19 protein-coding genes are annotated in these 21368 nt (G+C 71.8%); 3 read left to right on the forward strand and 16 right to left on the reverse strand.

From position 1 onward, the window contains the following. Positions 1-35 precede the first annotated feature (35 nt). Positions 36-782: a trehalose-phosphatase gene (gene otsB / locus ACS5RC_RS10205; RefSeq protein ID WP_478343739.1), complete on the reverse strand. Its 747-nt coding sequence runs from the start codon at positions 780-782 to the stop codon at positions 36-38. A 158-nt stretch (positions 783-940) separates the two neighbouring features. Between otsB and ACS5RC_RS10210 the strand changes: the two genes are divergently transcribed. Both ACS5RC_RS10210 and ACS5RC_RS10215 read left to right on the forward strand, forming a co-directional pair. Further along, entirely contained in the window at positions 941-1435 is a 495-nt protein-coding gene (locus tag ACS5RC_RS10210; RefSeq protein ID WP_478343740.1) for a DUF427 domain-containing protein, read from the forward strand. 66 nt (positions 1436-1501) lie between these two features. Further along, positions 1502-2719 (forward strand): serine hydrolase domain-containing protein, encoded by a 1218-nt coding sequence (locus tag ACS5RC_RS10215; protein ID WP_478343741.1) that lies wholly within the window; start codon positions 1502-1504, stop codon positions 2717-2719. Positions 2720-2738: 19 nt separating this feature from the next. On the opposite strand, the gene ACS5RC_RS10220 is transcribed toward ACS5RC_RS10215, so the two are convergent. Next, complete coding sequence (locus ACS5RC_RS10220; protein ID WP_478343742.1) at positions 2739-3176, reverse strand: GFA family protein; 438 nt, start codon at positions 3174-3176, stop codon at positions 2739-2741. A 14-nt stretch (positions 3177-3190) separates the two neighbouring features. Next, positions 3191-3868: a DUF2147 domain-containing protein gene (locus tag ACS5RC_RS10225; protein ID WP_478343743.1), complete on the reverse strand. Its 678-nt coding sequence runs from the start codon at positions 3866-3868 to the stop codon at positions 3191-3193. A gap of 267 nt (positions 3869-4135) precedes the next feature. Here ACS5RC_RS10225 and ACS5RC_RS10230 point away from each other — a divergent pair, with 267 nt between their 5' ends. Further along, on the forward strand, positions 4136-5047 hold the full coding sequence (locus tag ACS5RC_RS10230; RefSeq protein ID WP_478343931.1) for a bestrophin family protein: 912 nt from the start codon (positions 4136-4138) through the stop codon (positions 5045-5047). A gap of 165 nt (positions 5048-5212) precedes the next feature. Here the strand turns inward: ACS5RC_RS10230 and ACS5RC_RS10235 are convergent, their stop codons facing one another. The 13 genes from ACS5RC_RS10235 to ACS5RC_RS10295 form a co-directional block, all read right to left on the reverse strand. Then, positions 5213-6226, reverse strand: coding sequence for an ABC transporter ATP-binding protein (locus ACS5RC_RS10235; protein WP_478343744.1), 1014 nt, complete (start codon positions 6224-6226; stop codon positions 5213-5215). Further along, a complete protein-coding gene (locus ACS5RC_RS10240; protein ID WP_478343745.1) occupies positions 6223-7203 on the reverse strand; it encodes an ABC transporter ATP-binding protein in 981 nt (326 codons plus the stop codon). The genes ACS5RC_RS10235 and ACS5RC_RS10240 overlap by 4 nt, the downstream gene beginning before the upstream one ends. Beyond that, complete coding sequence (locus tag ACS5RC_RS10245) at positions 7200-8165, reverse strand: ABC transporter permease (RefSeq protein WP_478343746.1); 966 nt, start codon at positions 8163-8165, stop codon at positions 7200-7202. Before ACS5RC_RS10245 ends, ACS5RC_RS10240 begins: the two co-directional genes overlap by 4 nt. Further along, positions 8162-9142: an ABC transporter permease gene (locus ACS5RC_RS10250; RefSeq protein WP_478343747.1), complete on the reverse strand. Its 981-nt coding sequence runs from the start codon at positions 9140-9142 to the stop codon at positions 8162-8164. The genes ACS5RC_RS10245 and ACS5RC_RS10250 overlap by 4 nt, the downstream gene beginning before the upstream one ends. Positions 9143-9152: 10 nt before the next feature. Further along, the gene (locus ACS5RC_RS10255; RefSeq protein ID WP_478343932.1) at positions 9153-10712 is read right to left on the reverse strand and encodes an ABC transporter substrate-binding protein; all 1560 of its coding nucleotides are present in this window, start codon (positions 10710-10712) and stop codon (positions 9153-9155) included. 251 nt (positions 10713-10963) lie between these two features. After that, a complete protein-coding gene (locus ACS5RC_RS10260; RefSeq protein ID WP_478343748.1) occupies positions 10964-11815 on the reverse strand; it encodes an oxidoreductase in 852 nt (283 codons plus the stop codon). Between the two features lie 75 nt (positions 11816-11890). After that, a complete protein-coding gene (locus ACS5RC_RS10265; protein ID WP_478343749.1) occupies positions 11891-12184 on the reverse strand; it encodes a hypothetical protein in 294 nt (97 codons plus the stop codon). Continuing rightward, a complete protein-coding gene (locus ACS5RC_RS10270) occupies positions 12181-12927 on the reverse strand; it encodes a class I SAM-dependent methyltransferase (RefSeq protein WP_478343750.1) in 747 nt (248 codons plus the stop codon). The genes ACS5RC_RS10265 and ACS5RC_RS10270 overlap by 4 nt, the downstream gene beginning before the upstream one ends. Before the next feature lie 60 nt (positions 12928-12987). Beyond that, positions 12988-13482: an HD domain-containing protein gene (locus ACS5RC_RS10275; protein WP_478343751.1), complete on the reverse strand. Its 495-nt coding sequence runs from the start codon at positions 13480-13482 to the stop codon at positions 12988-12990. Between the two features lie 48 nt (positions 13483-13530). Then, complete coding sequence (cysG, locus tag ACS5RC_RS10280; RefSeq protein WP_478343752.1) at positions 13531-14985, reverse strand: siroheme synthase CysG; 1455 nt, start codon at positions 14983-14985, stop codon at positions 13531-13533. A gap of 93 nt (positions 14986-15078) precedes the next feature. Then, complete coding sequence (locus ACS5RC_RS10285) at positions 15079-17751, reverse strand: molybdopterin-dependent oxidoreductase (protein WP_478343753.1); 2673 nt, start codon at positions 17749-17751, stop codon at positions 15079-15081. A gap of 211 nt (positions 17752-17962) precedes the next feature. Next, positions 17963-19567 carry a sulfite reductase subunit alpha gene (locus ACS5RC_RS10290; protein WP_478343754.1) on the reverse strand — a complete coding sequence of 535 codons (1605 nt, stop codon included), beginning with the start codon at positions 19565-19567 and terminating at the stop codon, positions 17963-17965. Beyond that, positions 19564-21357, reverse strand: a complete 1794-nt coding sequence (locus tag ACS5RC_RS10295; protein ID WP_478343755.1) for a NirA family protein — start codon at positions 21355-21357, stop codon at positions 19564-19566. Before ACS5RC_RS10295 ends, ACS5RC_RS10290 begins: the two co-directional genes overlap by 4 nt. Positions 21358-21368 lie beyond the last annotated feature (11 nt).

The raw sequence follows: 21368 nt of genomic DNA on the forward strand, positions 1-21368 counted from the left end.
GGATAGGGCCGGCGCACAGGCCCGCGGAAGCCGCCTCAGGCGAGCGGCAGCGCCTCGGGATCGATCGGGCCGCCCTCGGCCCAGGCGCGCAGCAGGGCGCGCACCGCCTCCGGGTCGGCGAGGCGGCGCGGCGCGGCGGTCTCGCCCGGGCCGACCCGGACCGAGACGCCCCCATCCTGGTTGACGCTCGCGAAGGCGATCTCGTCGGTGCGGTCGTCGCCCAGGAAGACGGCGCGGCGGCCGGCATAGGGAGCGGCCTCGAGGAAGGCCCGGATGGCGTGGCCCTTGGTGGCGGCGGCCGGAACGATCTCCCCCACCGCCTTGCCGAGCTGAAGCCGGTAGGCACCGCCCAACGCGGCGGCCGCCGCCTTGACCGCCTCCTCGGCCCGCACCGCGTCGGCCGGCGCGGCGAGGCGCCAGTGCACGGCGACCGAGGCGCCCTTGTCCTCGATCAGGATCGCGTCGAGATCAGCTACCGCCGCCTGCAGCCGGGGCACCTCCGCCCGCAGGTCCGGATGGTCCTCGGCCCGTCCGCCCGCCTGCACGCCGCCGACCCGCCGCTCGACCCCGTGGAGGCCGGCAACGTCGAACCGGCCCGGCGCCAGGAAATCGTCGATCACCGTCACCGGCCGGCCGGTGACGATGGCAAGCGCCCCGTCGAGCCGGGCCCGCAGGCGCTCGAGGATCGCGACGAGGTCGGGATCGACCCGGACAGCATCGGGCCGCGGCGCGATCTCGACGAGGGTGCCGTCGAAATCCAGGAACAGGGCGATCGCGCTCACCGCTTCACTCCGGTCGGTGCGGAGACCCGCTTCGGCGCGGGTCGGGCGGCGCCTCGGCACCGGTTCCGGCGCCGGAGCTAGCACGCACCCCCGCCCCCGGCAAACCGCCGCGGCCGCTGGCCTTTCCAGCCCTCGCCCGCCCGTGCAGGATGGCGGCCATGCATCCGACCCCCATCCCCCCGAAGCCCGGCGAGGAGAGCGTCTGGGACTATCCCCGCCCGCCGCGCCTCGAGCGCGTCGCGCGGCGCCTGCGCGTGGTGCTCGGCGGCGTGACCGTCGCCGACACCGTGGCGGGCTGGCGCGTCCTGGAGACCAGCCATCCGCCGACCTACTATTTTCCGCCCGGCGACGTCGCGGCGGATGCGCTGGGCCCCCCGCGTCGGGCCGGGATCTGCGAGTGGAAGGGGCAGGCCGTGTTGTTCGACGTCGCGGCCGGCGGCCGGAGCGCGCCGGGTGCCGCCTGGGCCTATCCCGATCCGACGCCGGATTTCCGCGCCCTCGCGGGCTGCGTCGCGTTCTATGCCGCGCCGATGGAGGCCTGCTGGGTCGGCGACGCGCGGGCCGAGCCGCAGCCCGGCGGCTTCTACGGCGGCTGGATCACCCCCGGGATCGTCGGCCCCTTCAAGGGTGGCCCCGGCAGCATGGGCTGGTGATCCGGCTCGCCGCGGCGCCCGGTCCCGCTATACCTCCTGCGCGGACGTGACGAGACAGGATCCCCGATGCAGGACCAGACCGACCCGGCTTCCCTCGGCTTCAGCCCGGAGCGGCTGGAGCGCATCGACGGCTGGATGCGCGACCTCGTGGCGACCGGCAAGCTCGCCGGGCTCTCGGTCGCGGTCTCGCGCCGCGGCCGGACGGCCTTCCGGCGCGCTCACGGGCTCTCGGACCTCGCGCGGGGCAAGCCCTTCACCACGGACACGGTGGCGCGCATCTACTCGATGACGAAGCCGCTGACCTCGGTCGCGGTGATGCAACTCTACGAGGAGGGGCGGTTCCAGCTCGACGACCCGGTGGCCGGCGTCCTGCCCGAATTCTCCGCGATGCGGGTCGCCACCGGCGGCAACCGCGCCAAGCTCGAGACCGAGCCGGCCCGCCGCCCGATCACGATCCGCGATCTTCTCACCCACACGGCGGGCCTCACCTACGGCTTCATGGAGGCGACGCTCGTCGACGCGCTCTACCGCGCCGAGGGCGCCGACTTCCTGCGTCCGGATTCGAGCCTCGCCGAGGTCACGCGGATCGTCGCCGGCCTGCCGCTCCTCGCGCATCCCGGTGCGGCCTGGAACTACAGCGTCGCCACCGACGTGCTCGGCCGGTTCGTCGAGGTGGTCTCGGGCCTCGACTTCGCCGAGTACCTGCGCACCCGCGTGATTGCGCCGCTCGGGATGAGCGACACGGATTTCCACGTCCGGTCCGAGAACCTCGACCGCTTCGCCGCGACCTACGTGTACGACCGCGAGCGCCGGCTCAAGCTCTACGACGATTCCGTCGACACCACCTTCGCCGCGCCGCCGGCCGTCGTCTCCGGGGGCGGCGGCCTGGTCTCGACGGCGGCGGATTACCTGCGCTTCTGCCGCTTCATCCTGAACGGGGGCGAGCTCGACGGCGTCCGCCTGCTCGGCCGCAAGACGGTGGCGCTGATGACGTCCAACCACCTGCGCGGCGATCTCGCGGCGATGGGCACGCCGCGCTTTGCCGAAACCTCCTACGACGGCATTGGCTTCGGCCTGGGCTTCTCGGTGATGCTCGATCCGGCGCGCGCCCAGATCATCGGGACGCCGGGCGAGGTGGCCTGGGGCGGCCTCGCCTCGACGGCCTTCTGGATCGACCCGGCCGAGGAACTCGCCGTGGTGCTGCTGACCCAGCTGATCCCCTCCTCCGCCCTGCCGATCCGCAAGCAGCTCCGGGTGATGACCTACGCGGCGCTGGTGGATTGAGGGCGGCCCCGGGCCGGCCTCAGCCCGCCGGCCCGGGCTTGCGATAGGGCAGCGGCGCCGCTCCCGGAAAGCGCGGCAGAGCATCCGCCGGGAGCGCCCAGGGCAGCGCCTGCGACGTCCAGACATGCATCTCCGGGCTGATCGTCAGGGGATCGTCGAGGGTCGCCAGTGGCACGCCGATCCGGGCCGCGTCGCGCGGCTCGAGGAACAGACGCGTGCCGCAGCGCGGGCAGAAATGCCGGTACAGCCGTTCCGAGGAGCGCCAGCGCGCCGTGGTGCCCTGCCAGCGCAGTTGCGCCCGCGCGAACTGGGCGTGGGCGAGGTAGGGCGCCGCGGTCGCCGCGCGGCAGGTGGCGCAATGGCAGATGCGCGTGCCGAGGCTGCGGGCGGTGGCGACGTAGCGCACCGCGCCGCAGAGGCAGCCGCCCGGATAGGGCGGCGGCGCGTCGGCGCTCACCGCTGGGCTCGCCCCTACTCGTCCGCGGCGGGGGCCGCCGCCGCGGGGGCCGGCGCCGCACCGGCCTTGGCCGGGGCCTTCGACGCGGGCTTGCCCGCGGCGGATCCGGTCGAGCCGGTGGCGGCCGGCTTCTGGGACGCCCATTCGGGATCGGATCGCGGGCCGCCCGGAGCGTTCGTCGCCGCCGTGAGCTGGCCCGGCACCACATCCACGACCTTGTTCCAGGTCTGCGACTTGCACAGGAAGGCGATCAGGCAGCCGCGCACCGTGAGTTCGTTCGGCGCCTCGGTCCAGATCGTCACGTCGTAGGACTTGCCGTCCTCCGAGTTGTAGATCCGGCCCTCGTAGCGCGCATCGGCGTTCGGCTTCAGGCCCAGGATGAGCTGGTGGCCGAGCGAGGGCCGCGCCTGCTTCTTGGGATCCGGGTTCTTGAAGTCGATCCGCGGCTGGCCCTTGTCGTTCAGCGGGACCTTGAGCCAGACCACGTAGCCGCAGAGGTTCTTCTCGGCCGGTCCGCACTTCTCGAGGCGGATCCGGGCGCGCCCGTCCTCGGTCAGGTAGGTGCCGCTCGGATCGGCCGGCGTGGCCGCGTGCGCCGCACCCGCGAGGCCCGCCAGCACCGTGAGCGGCAGGGCCGCCCGGGCTGCGGCGGCGCGAACCCGCCGGCCTGCCGTGTTCAGTCGAAACGTCATGCCATTACTCCCATGCGCCGCCGCGACCTCGTCCGGCAGCTCCGGTGCCGCGTCCCTCGGCACCGACGCGTTCGCGCGCGGTCCGGCAGATCCCGCCGCGGCGCGGCGGGGCCGCACCGCCCCTCGTGCCTCGCAATCCGCCGCGATATTGACCGCATCATGACGCGGGTGGGGATCGTCCCACCTCCGCGGCTCGATCCGTCGGCGGCCTGACAGGTCCGTCCCGGATGCGATATGGCGATCCGCTTCCCCCATCGGCTCGCATCCATGATCGTCCGCCCCCGTCCCGGCCTGCTCGCCATCCTGTTCACCTTGCGCGGCTCGATCCTGCCGCAGGTCGCCCCGAAGGTGGCGGGCCTCGCCGTCTTCGCCGCGCTCGTCGTCGCGGCCGAGCGGCGCTGGCCCGAGGCCTTCCCGGTGTCGGCGGGAATCGGCCCCTTCACGCTGATCGGGCTGGCGCTCTCCATCTTCCTGAGCTTCCGCAACAACGCCTGCTACGAGCGCTGGTGGGAGGCCCGGAAGGTCTGGGGCAGCCTGATCGTCGAGACCCGCGGCCTCGCCCGGACGCTGGCGGCGCTGTTGCCGGGGCCGGAGCACGCGGAGGCGCGCCAAGCCGGGCTGCGCCATCTCGGCGCCTTCGCGCACGGCCTGCACGCCCGCCTGCGCGGCCAGGACGAGGTGGTGGCGATCCGGACCTGGCTTCCCGCCTTCGACGCGCCGGGCGTCCCGAGTCCGACCGACGCGGTGCTCGCCGCGCTCACGCACCGGCTCGCCGCATCCCTGCGCGCGGGCATCCTCACCGACGTGCTGTTCGGCCTGCTGGAGCGCAAGCTCTCGGATCTCTCGGCGATCCACACGGCCTGCGAGCGCATCGAGTCGACGCCCCTGCCCTTCGCCTACACGCTGCTCCTCTATCGCACCGCGTGGCTCTACTGCCTGTTCCTGCCGGTGGGCCTGTCCGGCTCGCTCGGCTGGGCGACGCCCGCCGCCGTGGCGCTCGTCGCCTACACGTTCTTCGGCCTCGACGCGCTCGGCGACGAACTGGAAGAACCCTTCGGGCTCGCGGCCAACGACCTTCCCCTCGACGCGCTGTTGCGCGTGGTCGACCGCATCGTCCACGCGGCCCTGGGCGAGCCGCTCCCCCGGCCGATCGAGCCCGAGAACTACCTGCTGCGCTGATCGGGCGCCCCGGCTTGCCGCTCCGCCGGAACATCCCGCGCCGGGGCCGGTTGGCCTCACGTGAACCGCGTCGTCGCGCGCGCTCGCGTGTGTCCTCCTCACCTCGGGCCGCCATTCCGGGCGGCCCCTTTTTCGTGTGCGTCCTCGCGCGCGAGCCGCCGCGCTTCAGCCCGGCAGACGCCCCTCCTCCGCCGCGTGGCAGGCCACGCCGTCGATCAGGCGCGGCACCTCGCTGCGGCAGCGCCCGTTCGCCAGCGGGCAGCGCGGGTTGAAGCTGCAGCCCGGCGGCGGGTCGATCGGGTTCGGGATCTCGCCGGAGACCGGGGTGCGGGCGCGGCCGATATGGGCGAGGTCCGGCACCGCATCGAGCAGCATGCGGGTGTAGGGATGGCGCGGGCGCTCGAAGATCGCGTGCCGGTCGCCCACCTCGACGAGGCGCCCGAGATACATCACCCCGATCCGCGTCGCCATGTGGCGCACCACGGCGAGGTTGTGGCTGATGAACAGGTAGGTCAGCCCGAAGCGGTCCTGCAGGTCGCGCATCAGGTTGAGGATCTGGGCCTGAACCGAGACGTCGAGGGCCGAGGTCGGCTCGTCGCCGACGAGGAACGCGGCCTGGCTGGCGAGCGCCCGCGCGATGGCGACGCGCTGGCGCTGCCCGCCGGAGAATGCGTGCGGATACTTGCGGCCATCGTCCGGGTGCAGCCCGACGAGGCGCAACAGCTCGCCGACGCGCGCCCGGGTCGCGGCCTCGCCCTGGATCAGGTTGAAGGCGCGGATCGGCTCGGCGACGATGGCACCGACCCGCCAGCGCGGGTTCATCGAGGCGTAGGGATCCTGGAAGATCATCTGGATCCGGGCGCGCAGGCGCCGCCGCGCCGCCGCTTGGCGCGGGTCGGTCATCGAGATGCCGGTGATCGTCACCTCGCCGGACGAGGGCGGCAGCAGACCGACCACCATGCGGGCGACCGTCGACTTGCCCGAGCCCGACTCGCCGACCAGCGCGAAGGTCTCGCCCCGGTTGATCGCGAAGGCGACGCCGTCCACCGCCTTGAGGCTCTGGCGCGGCGCCCGCTCGATCATCCGGTTGAGCCATGGCTTCGACACGTCGAAGACCCGGCGCAGATCGCGGACCTCGACGTAGGGGGCACCGGCACTCGGGATCGGGGCCGTGCTCATGCCGCCGCCCCGCGAGTGTCGTAGAGATGGCAGGCGACCCGTCCCTCGCCCACGGGGATGGCGTCCGGTCGCTCGCTCCGGCAGCGCCCGTACACCTGCGGACAGCGCGGATTGAAGGCGCAGCCCTGCGGGATCGCGGTGAGCCGCGGCATCGATCCGGGAATCTGGGCCAGGCGCGCGTCGCCCTGGCTCAGGGTCGGGATCGCTCCCATCAGGCCGCGGGCGTAAGGGTGGTGGGGCGTGCGCACCACCTGCGCCACCGGTCCGATCTCCGCGATGCGGCCGGCATACATCACCGCGACCCGGTCGGCGGCCTCTGCGATCACCCCCATGTCGTGCGTCACCAGCATCACGGCGGTCCCGTGCTCGCGGCAGAGGCGCTTGAGCAGCGTGATCACCTGCGCCTGGACCGAGACGTCGAGGGCGGTCGTCGGCTCGTCGGCGATGATGAGCTCCGGCTCGGCCGCGAGGGCGAGGGCGATGACGACGCGCTGGCGCATGCCGCCCGAGAACTCGTGCGGGTAGCCGTCGATGCGCCGCTCGGGCGCCGGGATGCCGACTTCGGTGAGGAGGTCGACGGCGCGCGCCCGCGCGGCCCGCGCCGACAGGTCGGTATGCGTGCGGATGGTCTCCACGATCTGCTCGCCGACGCGGTAGAGCGGGTCGAGCGAGGTGAGCGGATCCTGGAAGATCATGCCGATGCGGCGGCCCCGCACCCGGCGCATGCGCTCGGGCGGCAGGTCGTCGATGCGCTCGCCCCCGAGGCGGATCTCGCCGCCCACGATGCGGCCCGGCGGGTCGATCAGGCCGATCACGGCCGAGCCCGTCACCGACTTGCCCGCCCCGGACTCGCCAACGACGCCCAGGATCTCGCCGCGCCCGATCTCGAAGGACACGCCGTCGATGGCGGTGAGCGTGCCCCGCCGCGTCTCGAAGGCGACGCGCAGGTCGCGGACGGAGAGGATCGGGTCGCTCATTGCAGCTTCGGGTTCAGGGCGTCGCGCAGCCAATCGCCCAGCAGGTTGATCGCGAGCACGAGCCCGGCCAGCGCGAGGCCCGGGAAGGCCACGACCCACCACTCGCCCGAGAACAGGAAGCGGTTGCCGGTGCGGATCAGGGTGCCGAGCGAGGGCATGGTCTCGGGGAGCCCGGTGCCGAGGAACGAGAGCGTCGCCTCGGTGATGATCGCCAGCGCGAGGTTGATGGTGGCGATGACGAAGACCGGGCCGGTGACGTTGGGCAGGACGTGGCGCACCAGGATGACCGGCGAGGACAGCCCGATCAGGCGGGCGGCTTGCACGTAGTCCTTGCCGCGCTCCACCATCACCGAGGAGCGCACGGTGCGGGCATATTGCACCCAGAACGACAACCCGATCGAGACCACGATCAGTCCGATCGTCGCGTTCGGGTCGAGGGCGCTGCCGAAGGCCGCCTTGGCGACGCCGTCGACGACCAGCGCGATCAGGATCGCTGGGAAGGTGAGCTGCACGTCGGCCACGCGCATGATCAGCGTGTCGAGGAACCCGCCGAAATAGCCGGCGATCAGGCCGAGCGCGATGCCGAGCGTGCCCGAGACGAGGACGCCGAGCACCCCGACGATGAGCGAGAGGCGCAGCCCGTAGAGCACGCCCGAGAGCACGTCGCGGCCCTGGTCGTCGGTGCCGATCACGAACGGCGCATGCCCGTCGGCGCTCCAGAGCGGGGGCAGGTTGGAGTTGATCAGGTCGAGCTGGGCCGGGTCGTAGGGGTTCTGCGGCGAGATCCAGGGCGCCGCGAAGGCGAGGCCGAACATCAGGAGCGTGACGAGGAACGCCCCGATCGCGAGCTTCGAGCGGCTGAAGCTCGCCCAGAGGTCGGAGCCGAGGAAGCGCGCGATCCGCGAGGGCGCGGGCTTCGGCGGTTCGGGCGCCTCGGCGGTGTCGTCGAGAGCGGCGCTCACGCGGCGCGTCCGACGCTGGCGCGCAGGCGCGGATCGACCACCGTGTAGAGCAGATCCACCACGAGGTTGATCGTGACGAAGATCGCCGCGACGAGGAGCAGGTAGGCGGACATGATCGGGATGTCGACGTTCTGCACCGCCTGCACGAAGAGCAGTCCCATGCCGGGCCACTGGAACACCGTCTCGGTGATGATCGAGAAGGCGATGACCGAGCCGAGCTGGAGGCCCGCCACGGTGATCACCGGGACCAGCGTGTTCTTCAGGGCATGCCCGAAATGGATGGCTCGGGTGGAGAGGCCGCGGGCGCGGGCGAAGCGGATGTAATCGGTGCGCAGCACCTCCAGCATCTCGGCCCGGACCAGCCGCATGATCAGCGTCATCTGGAACAGCCCGAGGGTGACCGAGGGCAGGATCAGGGCCTTCAGGCCGGAGACCGTGAGGAAGCCGGTGGTCCAGCCCCCGATCCGGACGACGTCGCCGCGGCCGTAGGAGGGCAGCCAGCCGAGCGTGACGGAGAACAGGAAGATCAGGAGGATGCCGATCAGGAAGGTCGGCAGGCTGATGCCGATCAGCGAGATCGCCTGGAACAGCTTGGCGAGCAGGGTCTCGCGGCGCAGGGCGCAGTAGACGCCCATCAGGACGCCCACCGTCAGGGCGAACAGCGTGGCGCAGAAGGCGAGTTCGAGCGTGGCCGGCATCCGGTCCGCGAGCAGCGCCGTCACCGGCTGCCGGAACTGGTAGGAGATGCCGAACTGGCCCCGCACGGCGTTGGCGGCGTAGCGCCCGAACTGCGCCAGCATCGGGTCGTCGAGGCCGAGGCTCTTGCGGATCGCCGCCCGCTCTGAGACCGGGGTGTCGGGCCCGACGATCTGGTTCACGGGATCGCCCGCGAACCGGAACATCGCGAAGGCGATGAGCCCGACCACGGCGAGGACCGCGGCGGCCTGGAGCAGGCGGCGGATCAGGAACGCGAGCACCCCGCGCGCCTCAGGGCTGCTTCGAGACCCAGTACAGCATCAGCATGTTGTCGGGCCGCTGCACCAGCGTCACCTTCTTGGAGACGCCCCAGGCCAGCGCCTGCTGGTGGAGCGGGATGTAGCCCCAATCGGCGGAGATCGTGTCGAACCCGTCCTTGATCAGGGCGTCGCGGGTCTTCGGTTCGGTCTCGGCCTCGACCTTGTCGGCGATCTCGTCGATCTTCGGGTTGCAGTAATTGCCGAGGTTCCAGCCGCCGCGGCCCGTCTTCGGATCGGTCCGGCAGCCGGAGATCTCGTAGAGGATGTTGTGGCTGTCCTGCGAGGACGGCGTCCAGCCGACAAGATAGAACGAGGTGTCGTAGGCCGGTGCCAGCACCTTGGCGAAGAACTTGGCCTTGGGCTGAGCGTTGAGGTTCACCTTCACGCCGATGCGGGCGAGCATCGAGACGACGGCCTGACAGATCGCCTCGTCGTTGACGTAGCGGTCGTTCGGGCAGTCCATCGTCAGCGCGAAGCCGTCCGGGTAGCCGGCCTCGGCGAGCAGCGCCTTGGCCTTCTTGGGATCGGCGGCGGGGCGCTTGAACTCGCCCGAGCGGTCGTAGAGCGAGGGCGCGATCAGCAGGGCCGAGGGCGTCGCCTGTCCGCGCATGACGCGCTTGGCGATCGTGTCCTCGTCGATGGCGAGGTAGAAGGCCTCGCGCACGCGCTTGTCCTTGAACGGGTTCTTGCCCTTGACGCTCGAATCCTTCAGTTCGTCGCGCGACTGATCCATACCGAGGAAGATCGTGCGCAGTTCCGGTCCCGCCATCACCACGGCGGTCCCGCTCGCCTCGACGCGGGGCTGGTCCTGCAGCGGCACCGGGTCGATCCAGTCGACCTCGCCCGAGAGGAGTGCCGCGACGCGGGTCGCCGAGTTGCCGATCGTGGTGAAGACCGCCTCGTCGAGGTTCGATTCGACCGTGCCCCAGTACCCCGGAAATTTCTTGAAGACGGTCCTCACGCCCGGCTGGTGCTCGGTGATCACGAACGGCCCGGTGCCGTTCTCGTGCAGGGCCGCGTAGCTCGGCGTCGTGGCCGTCGCCGGCGAGGGCGCGACGGCGCCGTTCTTCTCGGCCCAGGCCTTCGACATGATGTACCAGGTCGAGAACTGGTAGATCGCGATGGGATTGGGCTTCTTCAGCACCATGTCGACGGTGTGGTCGTCGACCTTCACGAAGGTGGCGTCCGACGGCACGTTGGTCTGGAAGTTCGAGCCCGGGGCCCGTACCCGCTCGGCGGAGAAAATCACGTCGGCGGCGGTGAAGGGTGAGCCGTCGTGGAACTTGACGTCCTTGCGCAGATGGAAACGCCAGCGCGTCGGCTCGGGCGTCTCCCAGGATTCGGCGAGCTGGGGCGCGAATTTGAGATTCTTGTCGCGGGTGACGAGGGATTCGTAGACCGCGCCGTGCATCCCGATCGTGAAGCTCTCCTTCAGCGAGTAGGGATCGAGGGATTTGATGTCGCCCTGGAACGCGAACCGGAAGGTGTTCTCCGCTCTCGCCCCGGACGGGACTGCGGAGACTCCGAGCATCAGGCCGAGGCCGAGCAGTGCAATCTTGAAGCGCATCCGTCCAGCATCACACCGCGCTCGCATCGTGTCCACGCATCCATCGTGAGAGGTCGCCCGCCGCCGGGCGGCGAGGGTGATGCGGAAGTTGTGCCAGCAGGCGCAGTGCACGGGCAATGGCGCCCGGCCGATTGCCGGTGCACGAACCCCGCACCTCTCATCTCGCCTCTCGTGAGGACGGCCGTATGGCGCCGCCGTCCAGGGCGGGCTCCGGATCAGCCGGTCGGGAAATCCGCCCCGAGGCTCGTCTCACGCCACGCCTCGATCTCGGCGAGCCGGCGGCGCAGCCGCTCGGTCACCGCCTCGTAGCCCCAGACGCCGAGGACGAGGTGGCGCGGCGGGTCGGCCGATTCCGTGATCCGGATCATCTCCTCGGCCGCCCGGACGGGATCCCCGGCCTGCGTCCCACTCTTCTCGGCGGTGGCGCGCAGCCGCGCGCCCGCCGTCTCCGCGTAGTCGGGGATGCGGCTCGGGGTCTGGATGAGGGAGCGCCCGGCCCAGTCGGTGCGGAACGGACCCGGCTCGACGCAGGTCACCCGGATCCCGAGCGCCTCCACCTCGGCGGCGAGCGAGTCCGACCAGCCCTCGACCGCGTGCTTGCTCGCGGAATAATAGCCCGAGCCCGGAAATCCGATGAAGCCCGCCACCGAGGTGACGTTGAGGATGTGGCCGCGCCGCCGTGCTCGCATTCCTGGCAGGACCGCGCGGGTGAGCGCGAACAGCCCGAACACGTTGGCGTCGAACTGCGCGCGGACCTTGTCCTCCTCGGCCTCCTCGACGGAGCTCTGGTAGCCGTAGCCTGCATTGTTCACGAGGACGTCGATCCCGCCGAAGCGCGCGTGCACCGTCTCGACCGCGGCGGCGATCTGGGCGGCGTCCGTCACGTCGAGGGGCAACGCCACGGCGCGGTCCTCCGCGCCCGCGACGAGATCGGCTACCCGGTCCGGCTGGCGCGCCGTCACCGCGGCGCGCCAGCCGCGGGCGACGACGAGCCGGGCGAGGTCGCGGCCGAAGCCGGTGGAGCAGCCGGTGATGAGCCAGACCGGATTATCATTCATGACGGGCATCCGTGCGGTTCGGCCGATCGCGCCGGCCCTATCGCTGTCAACCACCGCGGGTCCGCTTCGGTGCGACGGACCTCCTCACGATGCCGGCAGGAGGGCCGCGACGATGCCGCGCCACTCGGCTTCGAGATCGTCCGTCGCCGGGGCGCGCCCTGCGCGGGCGTACCAGTAGCGCGCGTTTCCCGCGTCGCCCTCGACCCGGTGCAGGTAGGCGTGCACCCAGGCCGCGTCGGCCCCGGCCGCATCCTGCACCAGGGCATGGGCCCGGTCCCGGTCGCTCCGCGCCGCCCACCACAGGGCCGCGAGCGGCGGCGAAAGGTCGGCCGGCGGCGTCGCCTCGCCCAGCGTGCCCGCGAAGGCGTCGGGCGTCATCGCGCCTCCTCCGATCCGGGCATTCGGACGGCGCCGTCCCGGTTCCGGTGCGCCTCGTCAGCCTGCGACGCTCCCTCGGCCTGCGGCGCCAGTCCCGCCTGCGGCGCGCGCCCGATCACGGCCGTCAGCGGATCGCCCGGCCCCCCCATCGGCACCAGGGCCTGCGCCTCGATGCCCGCGAACCCGGCCCGCTGCAGGTAGAGCCCGACCAGCCGTGCGTGGTCCGAGCCGCCGATCGCACTCCAGATCGCCACCGCCTTGGTAGGAAAGCAGCGGTTCGAGAAGGTGACGATGACCGGGGCGCCGGGCCGCAGCACGCGAGCGACCTCGCGCATCACGCTCACCGGGCGCTGGAGATACTGGACCGACACGCAGAGCGCGGCCGCGTCAAACTCCGCCGTGTCGAAGGGCAGGACCGGATTCGCGTTGAGGTCCTGCACCACGCGGCGGGTCAGGCGGGGATTGGCGGCGAGCTCCCGGGCGTTGAGCCCCTGGCCCACCACCTCCGCATAGGCCGCTTCCTCCGGCAGGTGGCTGATCCAGCTCGACATCAGGTCGAGAATCCGGCCGCCCTTGGGCAGCATCCGGCGATAGAGGTCCGTCACCGCGGCGATCGCCCCGGCATCGATGTGGGTGACGAAGCGCGGCTCGGCGTAGAACTCGGTATCGGGCGCCGGATCGTGTTTCAGGAAGGCGCCGACGGGCAGTTCGGGCAGCTCGGATGCCGGGTCGCTCGGGGGCATGGGCGGCTCTCCTCTTCGGCCGGCAATGCCGGGGGCGGCCTCCCGGTTGCATCGGGACCGTCAGCGCCCGGTATAGCCCATCGCCGCCGCCGCCTCGGCCAGCCGCGCGAAGGCCGCCGCGTAGCGCTCGCGCAGGAATCCCGCGTCCGGCAAGGTCCGGTCCGGGCTCAGGTTGTCCTCGGTGTCCGACATCTTGATCAGGATCGCCGCCAGGCTGCCGCTCGCGATCAGCTGCCCGACCCGCTCCGAATAGGCGATGCGCGCGGGCGGCTTCGTCAAGATCCGCACGGTGTCGACGATCTCCTGGGAGAAGCCCGCCGCGCGCAGATCCGCCGCGGTGCGGGGCGTATCCTCCAGGACGTCGTGCAGGATGGCGGCCTGCATCACGGCGATCGGCTCGATCTCCAGCCTGTCGACCAGGCGGGCGTGACCCGCCCGCGCCAGCGCCGCGTTGGCGACTCGCTCCAGGTGGCGGATGTAGGGCTGGCCGCCCTTGTCGATCTGCCCGGCATGGGCCGCGAGCGCGAAGCCATGCGCGTCGAAGACCGTTGTCACCGCTCGGCTCCCTGCGGGTCGCGTCGGGATCGCCCGCGCCCGAATGTATCAGCCGACGCGGCGATCCTCTACCGCCGCGCCGGGCACCGCGGCACGCTCGGCCGCCAGGGCCTCGCCGATCAGCAGGATCGCGGGCCCCTCGAGGCCCGAGGCCTCGACCCGGTCGGCGAGGTCGGCGGCGCTGCCGCGCACGCTCGCCTGGGTCGGGCGGGTGGCGTTGAACACCACGAGCGCCGTCGTCGTCGGCGCAAGGCCTTCCGCGACCGCCCGCGCCAGCAGGGCGCGCAGCGTGCGCTTGGGCATGTAGACCACGCTCGTCACGCTCGGGTCGGCGATCGCACCCCAGTTGAGGTCGTCCGGCAGGGCGCCACGGCGGTCGTGCCCCGTGACGAACTGGAGCCGGCGGGCCGCGTCGCGGTGGGTGAGCGAGACGCCGAGCGTGGCCGCCGCGCCCTGCGCTGCGCTGATGCCGGGAACCACCGTCACCGGGATGCCGGCGAGCCGGCAGGCCTCGATCTCCTCGCCGGCCCGGCCGAAGACCAGAGGATCGCCGGATTTGAGACGCACCACCTGTTTTCCCGAGCGGGCGAGCTGCACCATCAGGGCGTTGATGTCGTCCTGGCGGCAGGAGGGCCCGTGCCCGGTCTTGCCGACGAGCATGGTGCGGGCCTCGCGCCGGGCGTAGTCGAGGATCTCGGGCGCGACGAGGTCGTCGTAGAGGATCACGTCGGCGCTGCGCAGGGCCCGCAGCGCCTTCAGCGTCAGCAATTCGGCGTCGCCCGGCCCGGCCCCGACGAGGGTGACGGCGCCGCCCCGCGGCGCGGCCTCGGTCTCGGCGAGCAGTTCGGAGAGGTCCCGCTCGGAGGGCGCCCGGTCCGGCTCGGCGAAGGCGCGCTCGGTGAAGCGCTCCCAGAAGCCGCGGCGCTCGGAAAAGCCGTGAAAGCGCTCGGTGACGCCGTCGCGCCAGTCGCGCGCCGCCCCGACCCAGCGCGCGAACCCGCGCGGCAGCATCGCCTCGATGCGGGCGCGCACGGTCTGACCGAAGACGGGGGCCGCGCCTTCCGTCGAGATCCCGACGACGAGAGGCGAGCGATTGACGATGGCGCCGAACTTGACGTCGCAGAGATGGGGCCGGTCGACGGCGTTGACGATGGCGCCGGCCGCGCGCGCGGCGGCCACGAAGGCCACGCAGTCGCGCTCGTCCTCCATCGCCCCGATGGCGAAGGCCGCGCCCCAGAGGTCGTCCGGGGTCCAGCGCCGGTCATGAAGCGTGACGTGGCCGGCGACCACCTCGTCCGGCACCGCGCGCAACTCGTCGCCCGGATCCTCGGCGTAGACGTCGACACGCGCGCCGGCCGCGGCCAGCAGCTTCACCTTCCAGGGCGCGCCGCCGTTGGCGCCGGCGAGCACCGCGCGCTTGCCCTGCAGCGGCACGAAGACGGGCAGGACCGCCAGCGGATCGAGCCCGGCCTTGGTCTCGCGAGGTTCACGGGGAGAACGCATGGGATTCGGCTACGCTGGTTCCGGTCGAACGCCCGGCGAGGACGAGCAGCGGGCGGGCCCGGGATTGGGCACGCGATTCCGGTGAAAGTGCGATCAGGCCGCGCTGCGCGCAAGCGCCTGCGGCAGCAGCTTCCGGATCTCCGGGATGCACGAGCCGCAATTCGTGCCCGCCTTGCAGGCCGCGCCGACCGCCTCCACCGTGCCCGCGCCCGCGGCGATCGTGGCCGCGATGACGTCGAGCCCGACGCCGTGGCAGGCGCAGACGACGGGACCGGCCGAGGCGGTGGCGGCCCGGCCCGACAACAGGGCGCGCCGCTCCGGCGCCTCCGGCGCCTCACCGGCAAACAGCGCCTTGGCGGCCTCCCAATCGGGCTTGGCCGCGCTCGGTGCGTAGGCGAGGCAGGCGACGAGCCGCGCCCCGTCGTAGACGGCGCAGCGATAGCGCCCGCGGGCGTGGTCGGCGTACTCGGCGAGTTCCAGGCCCTGGAACAAGCCGCGCATCAGCAGCGCCATCTCGCGTGAGCCCTCCTGCGTCGCGAATTGCAGGCCCGAGCCGCCTGCGACCGCCGCCCGTGCCCACCACCAGCCGGCCGGGGCGGTCACCGGCTCGCGGCTGAGCAGGTAGCCACGGGCGCGGTAGGCGACGGCCTCGATCCGCGCCGGCGTCGCCTTCAATTCGGGCTGGCCCGAGACCGGGTCGGGCACGCCGCGCACCAGAGCGCCGACGCGGGCCTTCGAGGCGGTGGCGTCGCTCCAATGCATCGGCATGAACAGGCTGCCCGGGGTGATCCCCGGCGTCACCATCGCCTCGAGTTCCGCCGCGCCGTGCTCGGTCGAGACGGCGGCGATGGCGCCCTCGGTGAGGCCGAAGCGCTCGGCATCGTCGGGGTGGATCTCCACGAACGGGACCGCGCGGTGGGCCGAGAGACGCTGGCTCTTTCCCGTCCGCGTCATCGTGTGCCAGTGGTCGCGCACCCGGCCGGTGTTCAGCACCATTGGGAAGGCCGCGCTCACCGGCTGCGCCAGGGCGGGGGCCTGGACGGCCACGAAGCGGGCGCGCTGGTCGAAGGTGTAGAACCGCCCGTCCGCGAACATGCGGGCCCGGCCCTTCGGGCCGCCGCGCTTCGTCAGCGGCCATTGCAGCGGCAGGCTGGACTCGTAGGCGGCGTCGCTGATTTCGGTGAGGCCGCCGAGGTCGAAATCGCGGCTGCCGTTGTTCTCGAAGGCCGAGAGGCCGGCATGCTGGCGGAACACCGCCGCCGCGCTGGTGAAGGCGAAGGCCGGCCCGTGCCCGAGGCGGCGCCCGACATCGGCGAGCACCGCCCAGTCGGGCCGTGCCTCGCCGGGCGCCTTGAGGAAGCGGCGCTGGCGCGAGATGCGGCGCTCGGAATTTGTGACCGTGCCGTCCTTCTCGCCCCAGCCGAGCGCGGGCAGCAGCACGGTCCGGCGGCCGGTGGCGCGGGCGGTATCGGAATCGGCCATCACCTCGGAGACGACGTAGAGATCGAGCCCCCGGATCGCCTCGCGGATCACGTCGGCGCGCGGCATCGAGACGATCGGGTTCGTTCCCATCACCCACAGTGCCTTGATCTTGCCGCGCCGGATCGCCTCGAACAGGGCGACGGCCTTCATGCCCTCCCCGGTGATGATGTTGGGCGCGCTCCAGAACCGGCGCACGCGATCAACCTCCTCGGGGGCGAAATGCATGTGGGCGGCCAGCATGTTGGCGAGCCCCCCGACCTCCCGTCCCCCCATGGCGTTCGGCTGCCCGGTCAGCGAGAACGGACCCATCCCGGGCTGCCCGATCCGCCCAGTGGCGAGATGGCAGTTGATGATCGCGTTGCCCTTGTCGGTGCCCTGGGCGGACTGGTTCACGCCCTGCGAGAAGGCGGTGACGACCCGCGTCGTCCGGGTGAACAGGTCGTAGAACCGGCCGATCTCGTCCTCGCGGAGTCCCGTGGCCGTCGCGACCGCCGCGCGGTCGGGCATCACCAGACGGGCGCGGTCGATCGCGGCCTCGAACCCGGCGGTGTGGTCGGCGATGAAGCGGGCATCGAGGGCGCCGGCTTCGGCGAGGTGCACGAGCAGGCCGGAGAACAGGGCGGTGTCCGAGCCCGGCCTGAGACCGAGAAACAGGTCGGCCTCTTCGCCGGTCTGGGTCCGGCGCGGGTCGATCACCACGAGCTTGGTGCCGCGCTTGGCCCGCGCGTCGACCATGCGGCGGAACAGGATCGGGTGGCACCACGCCGTGTTCGAGCCGACCAGCACGATCACGTCGGCCTCGTCGAGGTCCTCGTAGCAGCCCGGCACCGTGTCCGAGCCGAAGGCGCGCCGGTGGGCGGCGACCGCGGAGGACATGCACAGGCGCGAGTTGGTGTCGACGTGGGGCGTGCCGATGAAGCCCTTCGCGAGCTTGTTGGCGACGTAGTAATCCTCGGTGAGGAGTTGGCCCGAGAGGTAGAAGGCGATCGCGTCCGGTCCGTGCGCCTCGGCGACCTTGCGCAGGCCCCCCGCCACCGTGCCGAGGGCGGATTCCCAGCTCTGGCGAACCCCGTCGACCTGCGGGTGCAGCAGGCGGTTCTCCAGCGACAGCGTCTCGCCCAGCGCCGAGCCCTTCGAGCAGAGGCGCCCAAAATTCGCCGGATGCTCGGTGTCGCCCGCGATGCTGGCGCCGCCCTTGCCGTCCGGCGTCGCGAGCACGCCACAGCCGACCCCGCAATATGGGCAGGTGGTACGGACCGTCTGCTCGGGCACGTGCGCGCTCATGGCCGGTTCCTCAGGCCTCTGTTCTCGGTCGCGGCAGCAAGAGTCGGGCCGCCCCGCCGCGGGTTTCGGAGGCGCGCGGCGCCGCCGGTTGCTCGAGTGACGTTCCAGCGAGGCGCGCGTCCGTCCTTCCCCCGCAGGGGCGGAAGGGACGGACGTGCGAGCCTCATCCGCGATGGGTCGAGGCGCGAGCCCGGAGGGCGATCCCCGCGCCCTAGTAGACGTCGGCTTGGTAGCGCCCGGACTTCTTGAGCGCGGCGAGATAGGCCACGGCCTCGTCGGCGCTCTTGCCGCCGTGCTGGGCGGCCACGTCGATGATCGCGCGCTCGACGTCCTTGGCCATGCGCTTGGCGTCGCCGCAGACGTAGAAGTGGGCACCGCCCTCCAGCCACTTCCACAGGTCGGCGCCGTTCTCGCGCATGCGGTCCTGCACGTAGGTCTTCTCCGAACCGTCGCGCGACCAAGCGAGCGACAGGCGGGTCAGGACCTTGTCGTCCTTCATCCTGTTCAGTTCGTCCTTGTAGAAGAAGTCCGAAGCCTGCTTCTGGTGGCCGTAGAACAGCCAGTTGCGGCCCGGCGCCTGCGTGGCAGCGCGCTCGCGCAGGAAGGCCCGGAACGGCGCGATGCCGGTGCCGGGGCCGCACATGATCACGTCCTTCGAGAGATCCTCGGGCAGCGCGAAGCCGTGCGCCTTCTGGAGGTAGATCTTGACCTTGGTCTGCTCGGGCAGGCGCTCGCCGAGATGGGTCGAGGCGACGCCCAGGCGCAGGCGCGAGCGGTGATTGTAGCGCACCGCGTCGACGGTGAGCGAGACCTTGCCGACATCCATCTTCGGCGAGGACGAGATCGAGTAGAGCCGCGGCTGGAGCTCGTCGAGGGCCTCGAGGAAGACTTCGGCGTCGGGCCGGGCGCCGGGGAACTTGTGGAGCGCGCCGAGCACGTCGAGATAGGCCGCGTCGCCGTCCGGATCCTCGCCGGCCGAGAGGGCCTGCGCCTTCCTGCGCGCCTCGCCCGAGGTGAGGAGCGATAGGAGCTGGTAGAGCCCATCCGGAGCGGCGCCCAGGGCGTAGTCGGTGAGCAGCGCGTCGCGCAGGGTCCGGCCGTTGACGATCCGCTCGGGGCGCGCGCCGAGCTCGGCGATCACGGCGTCGACCAGGGCCGGGGCGTTGGCGGGGAACAGCCCGAGGGAATCGCCCACCACGTACTGGATGGGCGTGTCCTTCAGGTCGATCTCGATATGCCACGTCTCCTTCTCGCCGCCCGGCTCGTTCAGGCGGCGCCGTCCGAGGAAGGTCGCGTGGACGGGGTTCTCGCGGCAATAGCCGAGCGGCCCGAGATCGGCCGCAGCCTTCGGCGCCCCTGCATCGCCCGTCTTCGCCGGCGCGGCGCCGCCGGAGGTGCCGAATTCCTCCTCCAGCTTCTTGAGCATGCGCATGGTGTCCTTGCCGCCGGGCTGGCAGAGGTTCAGGCGCTCCTCGTTCTTGAGGAAGATGGCGTTGGCGTAGTCGGCGCAATTGTAGCCGCACTGCCCGCAATCCTGCTGGGCCATCGCGGCCATCAGCTTCTGCGGCTCGGAGCGCTCGCGCGCCATGTCCATGCGCTCGCCGATCGGCATCGACGGGTCGTGCCAGGGCGCGTCGTCGTTGTCGGCGAGCTGGGGGCCGCCGCCCGGCACCGAGCCGGGCGCGAGGGCGGTGGCGCCCTCGACGGCGGGGCCGAGCAGCGCCGCGAAGTAACCCGAGAGCCAGGCGCGCTGGTCCTCGTTGAAGGGGGCGCCCTCAGGGATCAGGACGAGCGGGGGGGAAACATGCTGGGTCATGCGGCGGCCTTCAGGGCGGGCTGTTCCTCGGCGGCATCGCGGAGCGCTTCCGGCCCCGTGCGGGCGGTGAAGGCCTGGAAGCTCTCGGCGGGGCTCTCGCGGCGGGCGAGATAGGTGCGCAGCAGGGCCTCGACGCGGCCCGGGCAATCCTCGGCCTTCACGGCCTTCCAGATCTCGGTGCCGATCTTGGGCGTTTCGGCGAATCCCCCGCCGACCACGATGTCGTAGCCCTCGACGGTGTCGCCCTCCTCCGAGACGACGACCTTGGCGCCGATGAGCCCGATATCGCCGATGTAGTGCTGCGCGCAGGAATGGTGGCAGCCGGTGAGATGGACGTTCACCGGCACGTCGAGCTCCGTCACCGTCGCCTCGACGTGGTCGGCGATGATCATCGCGTGGCCCTTGGTGTCGGAGGCGGCGAACTTGCAGCCACGGGCGCCCGTGCAGGCGACGAGGCCCGAGCGGATGCCCGCCGCCTTGGTGGTGAGCCCGAGGGCCAGAACCCGTTCCTCGACCTCGGCGACCTTGGCGTCCGGCACGCCCGAGAATACGAAGTTCTGCCAGACGGTGAGGCGGATCTGGCCGTCGCCGCATTCGGCGGAGATCCGGGCCAAGTCTCGCATCTGGTCGGTCGTCATCTTGCCGACGGGCAGCACCACGCCGATCCAGTTCAGGCCGTCCTGGGCCTGCTTGTGGATGCCCACATGGGCGAAGCGGTCGGTGGGCTTGCGCGGCGCGACGTGGGCCGGATCGACCCGGTCGAGCTTGCGCCCGAGCTTCTCCTCGACGGCGGCGAGGTACTTGTCGAAGCCCCAGGCGTCGAGGACGTACTTCATCCGGCTCTTGTTGCGGTTCGTCCGGTCGCCGTTCTCGATAAAGACCCGGATGATCGCGTCCGAGACGCGGTTGCAATCCTCCGGCTTGAGCACCACGCCCGTGTCGCGGGCGAGGTCCTTGTGGCCGGAGATGCCGCCGAGGACGAGGCGCATCCACACGCCCGGGGCGACGGACGCACCCTCGAGCACCTGGATCGCCTGGAAGCCGATGTCGTTCGTCTCCTCCAGCACCGGCATCACGCCGCCGCCGTCGAAGGCGACGTTGAACTTGCGCGGCAGGCCGTAGAGCGAGCGGTCGTTGATGATCCAGTTGTGCCAGGACTTGGCGAGCGGGCGGGTGTCCAGCAATTCCTGCGCGTCGATGCCGGCGGTGGGCGAGCCGGTGACGTTGCGGATGTTGTCGGCGCCCGAGCCCCGGGCGGTGAGGCCGAGATCCGCGAGCCCGTCGAGGAAGGGCTGCCCGTGCTCTGGCGCGATCTCGCGAACCTGGAGGTTCGCCCGGGTGGTGACGTGGCTGTAGCCGCCGCCATGCGCGTCCGCGAGGTCAGCGATCCCCGCGAACTGCCAGTGGTGCAGGATGCCGTTCGGGATACGCAGGCGGCACATGTACGAGGTCTGGTTCGGGGCGACCCAGAACAGGCCGTGGTAGCGCCAGCGGAAATTGTCCTCGGGCTTGGGCGCCTTGCCGGTCGCGGCCTCCTCGATCAGCCGGTTATGGCCCTCGAACGGGTTCTCGGCCCGCTTCCACTTCTCCTGCTCGCAGAGCTTGCCGCCCGCCTTCACGGTGGCGTCCTGGGCCTTGATGTGGATCGCGTCCGTCCCCGTGGGCTCGGGCGCCGGGCCGGCCGCGGCAGCGCCGCCGAGGGCGAGGCCGCCGGTCAGACGGGCGGCGGCGATGCCGGAGGCGAAGCCTTCGAGATAGCGCTTCTGCTCGGCGTTGAAGTCTTCAGCCATATCTGCCTCCT

The organism is Methylobacterium sp. HJ2 (genome assembly GCF_056431005.1).

Coding starts and splice junctions, on each gene's coding strand:
- ACS5RC_RS10210 (WP_478343740.1), top strand. CDS start 941: ATGCATCCGACCCCCATCCCCCCGAAGCCCGGCGAGGAGAGCGTCTGG.
- ACS5RC_RS10215 (WP_478343741.1), top strand. CDS start 1,502: ATGCAGGACCAGACCGACCCGGCTTCCCTCGGCTTCAGCCCGGAGCGG.
- ACS5RC_RS10225 (WP_478343743.1), bottom strand. CDS start 3,868: ATGACGTTTCGACTGAACACGGCAGGCCGGCGGGTTCGCGCCGCCGCA.
- ACS5RC_RS10230 (WP_478343931.1), top strand. CDS start 4,136: ATGATCGTCCGCCCCCGTCCCGGCCTGCTCGCCATCCTGTTCACCTTG.
- ACS5RC_RS10235 (WP_478343744.1), bottom strand. CDS start 6,226: ATGAGCACGGCCCCGATCCCGAGTGCCGGTGCCCCCTACGTCGAGGTC.
- ACS5RC_RS10240 (WP_478343745.1), bottom strand. CDS start 7,203: ATGAGCGACCCGATCCTCTCCGTCCGCGACCTGCGCGTCGCCTTCGAG.
- ACS5RC_RS10255 (WP_478343932.1), bottom strand. CDS start 10,712: ATGCTCGGAGTCTCCGCAGTCCCGTCCGGGGCGAGAGCGGAGAACACC.
- ACS5RC_RS10260 (WP_478343748.1), bottom strand. CDS start 11,815: ATGCCCGTCATGAATGATAATCCGGTCTGGCTCATCACCGGCTGCTCC.
- ACS5RC_RS10265 (WP_478343749.1), bottom strand. CDS start 12,184: ATGACGCCCGACGCCTTCGCGGGCACGCTGGGCGAGGCGACGCCGCCG.
- ACS5RC_RS10270 (WP_478343750.1), bottom strand. CDS start 12,927: ATGCCCCCGAGCGACCCGGCATCCGAGCTGCCCGAACTGCCCGTCGGC.
- cysG (WP_478343752.1), bottom strand. CDS start 14,985: ATGCGTTCTCCCCGTGAACCTCGCGAGACCAAGGCCGGGCTCGATCCG.
- ACS5RC_RS10285 (WP_478343753.1), bottom strand. CDS start 17,751: ATGAGCGCGCACGTGCCCGAGCAGACGGTCCGTACCACCTGCCCATAT.
- ACS5RC_RS10290 (WP_478343754.1), bottom strand. CDS start 19,567: ATGACCCAGCATGTTTCCCCCCCGCTCGTCCTGATCCCTGAGGGCGCC.
- ACS5RC_RS10295 (WP_478343755.1), bottom strand. CDS start 21,357: ATGGCTGAAGACTTCAACGCCGAGCAGAAGCGCTATCTCGAAGGCTTC.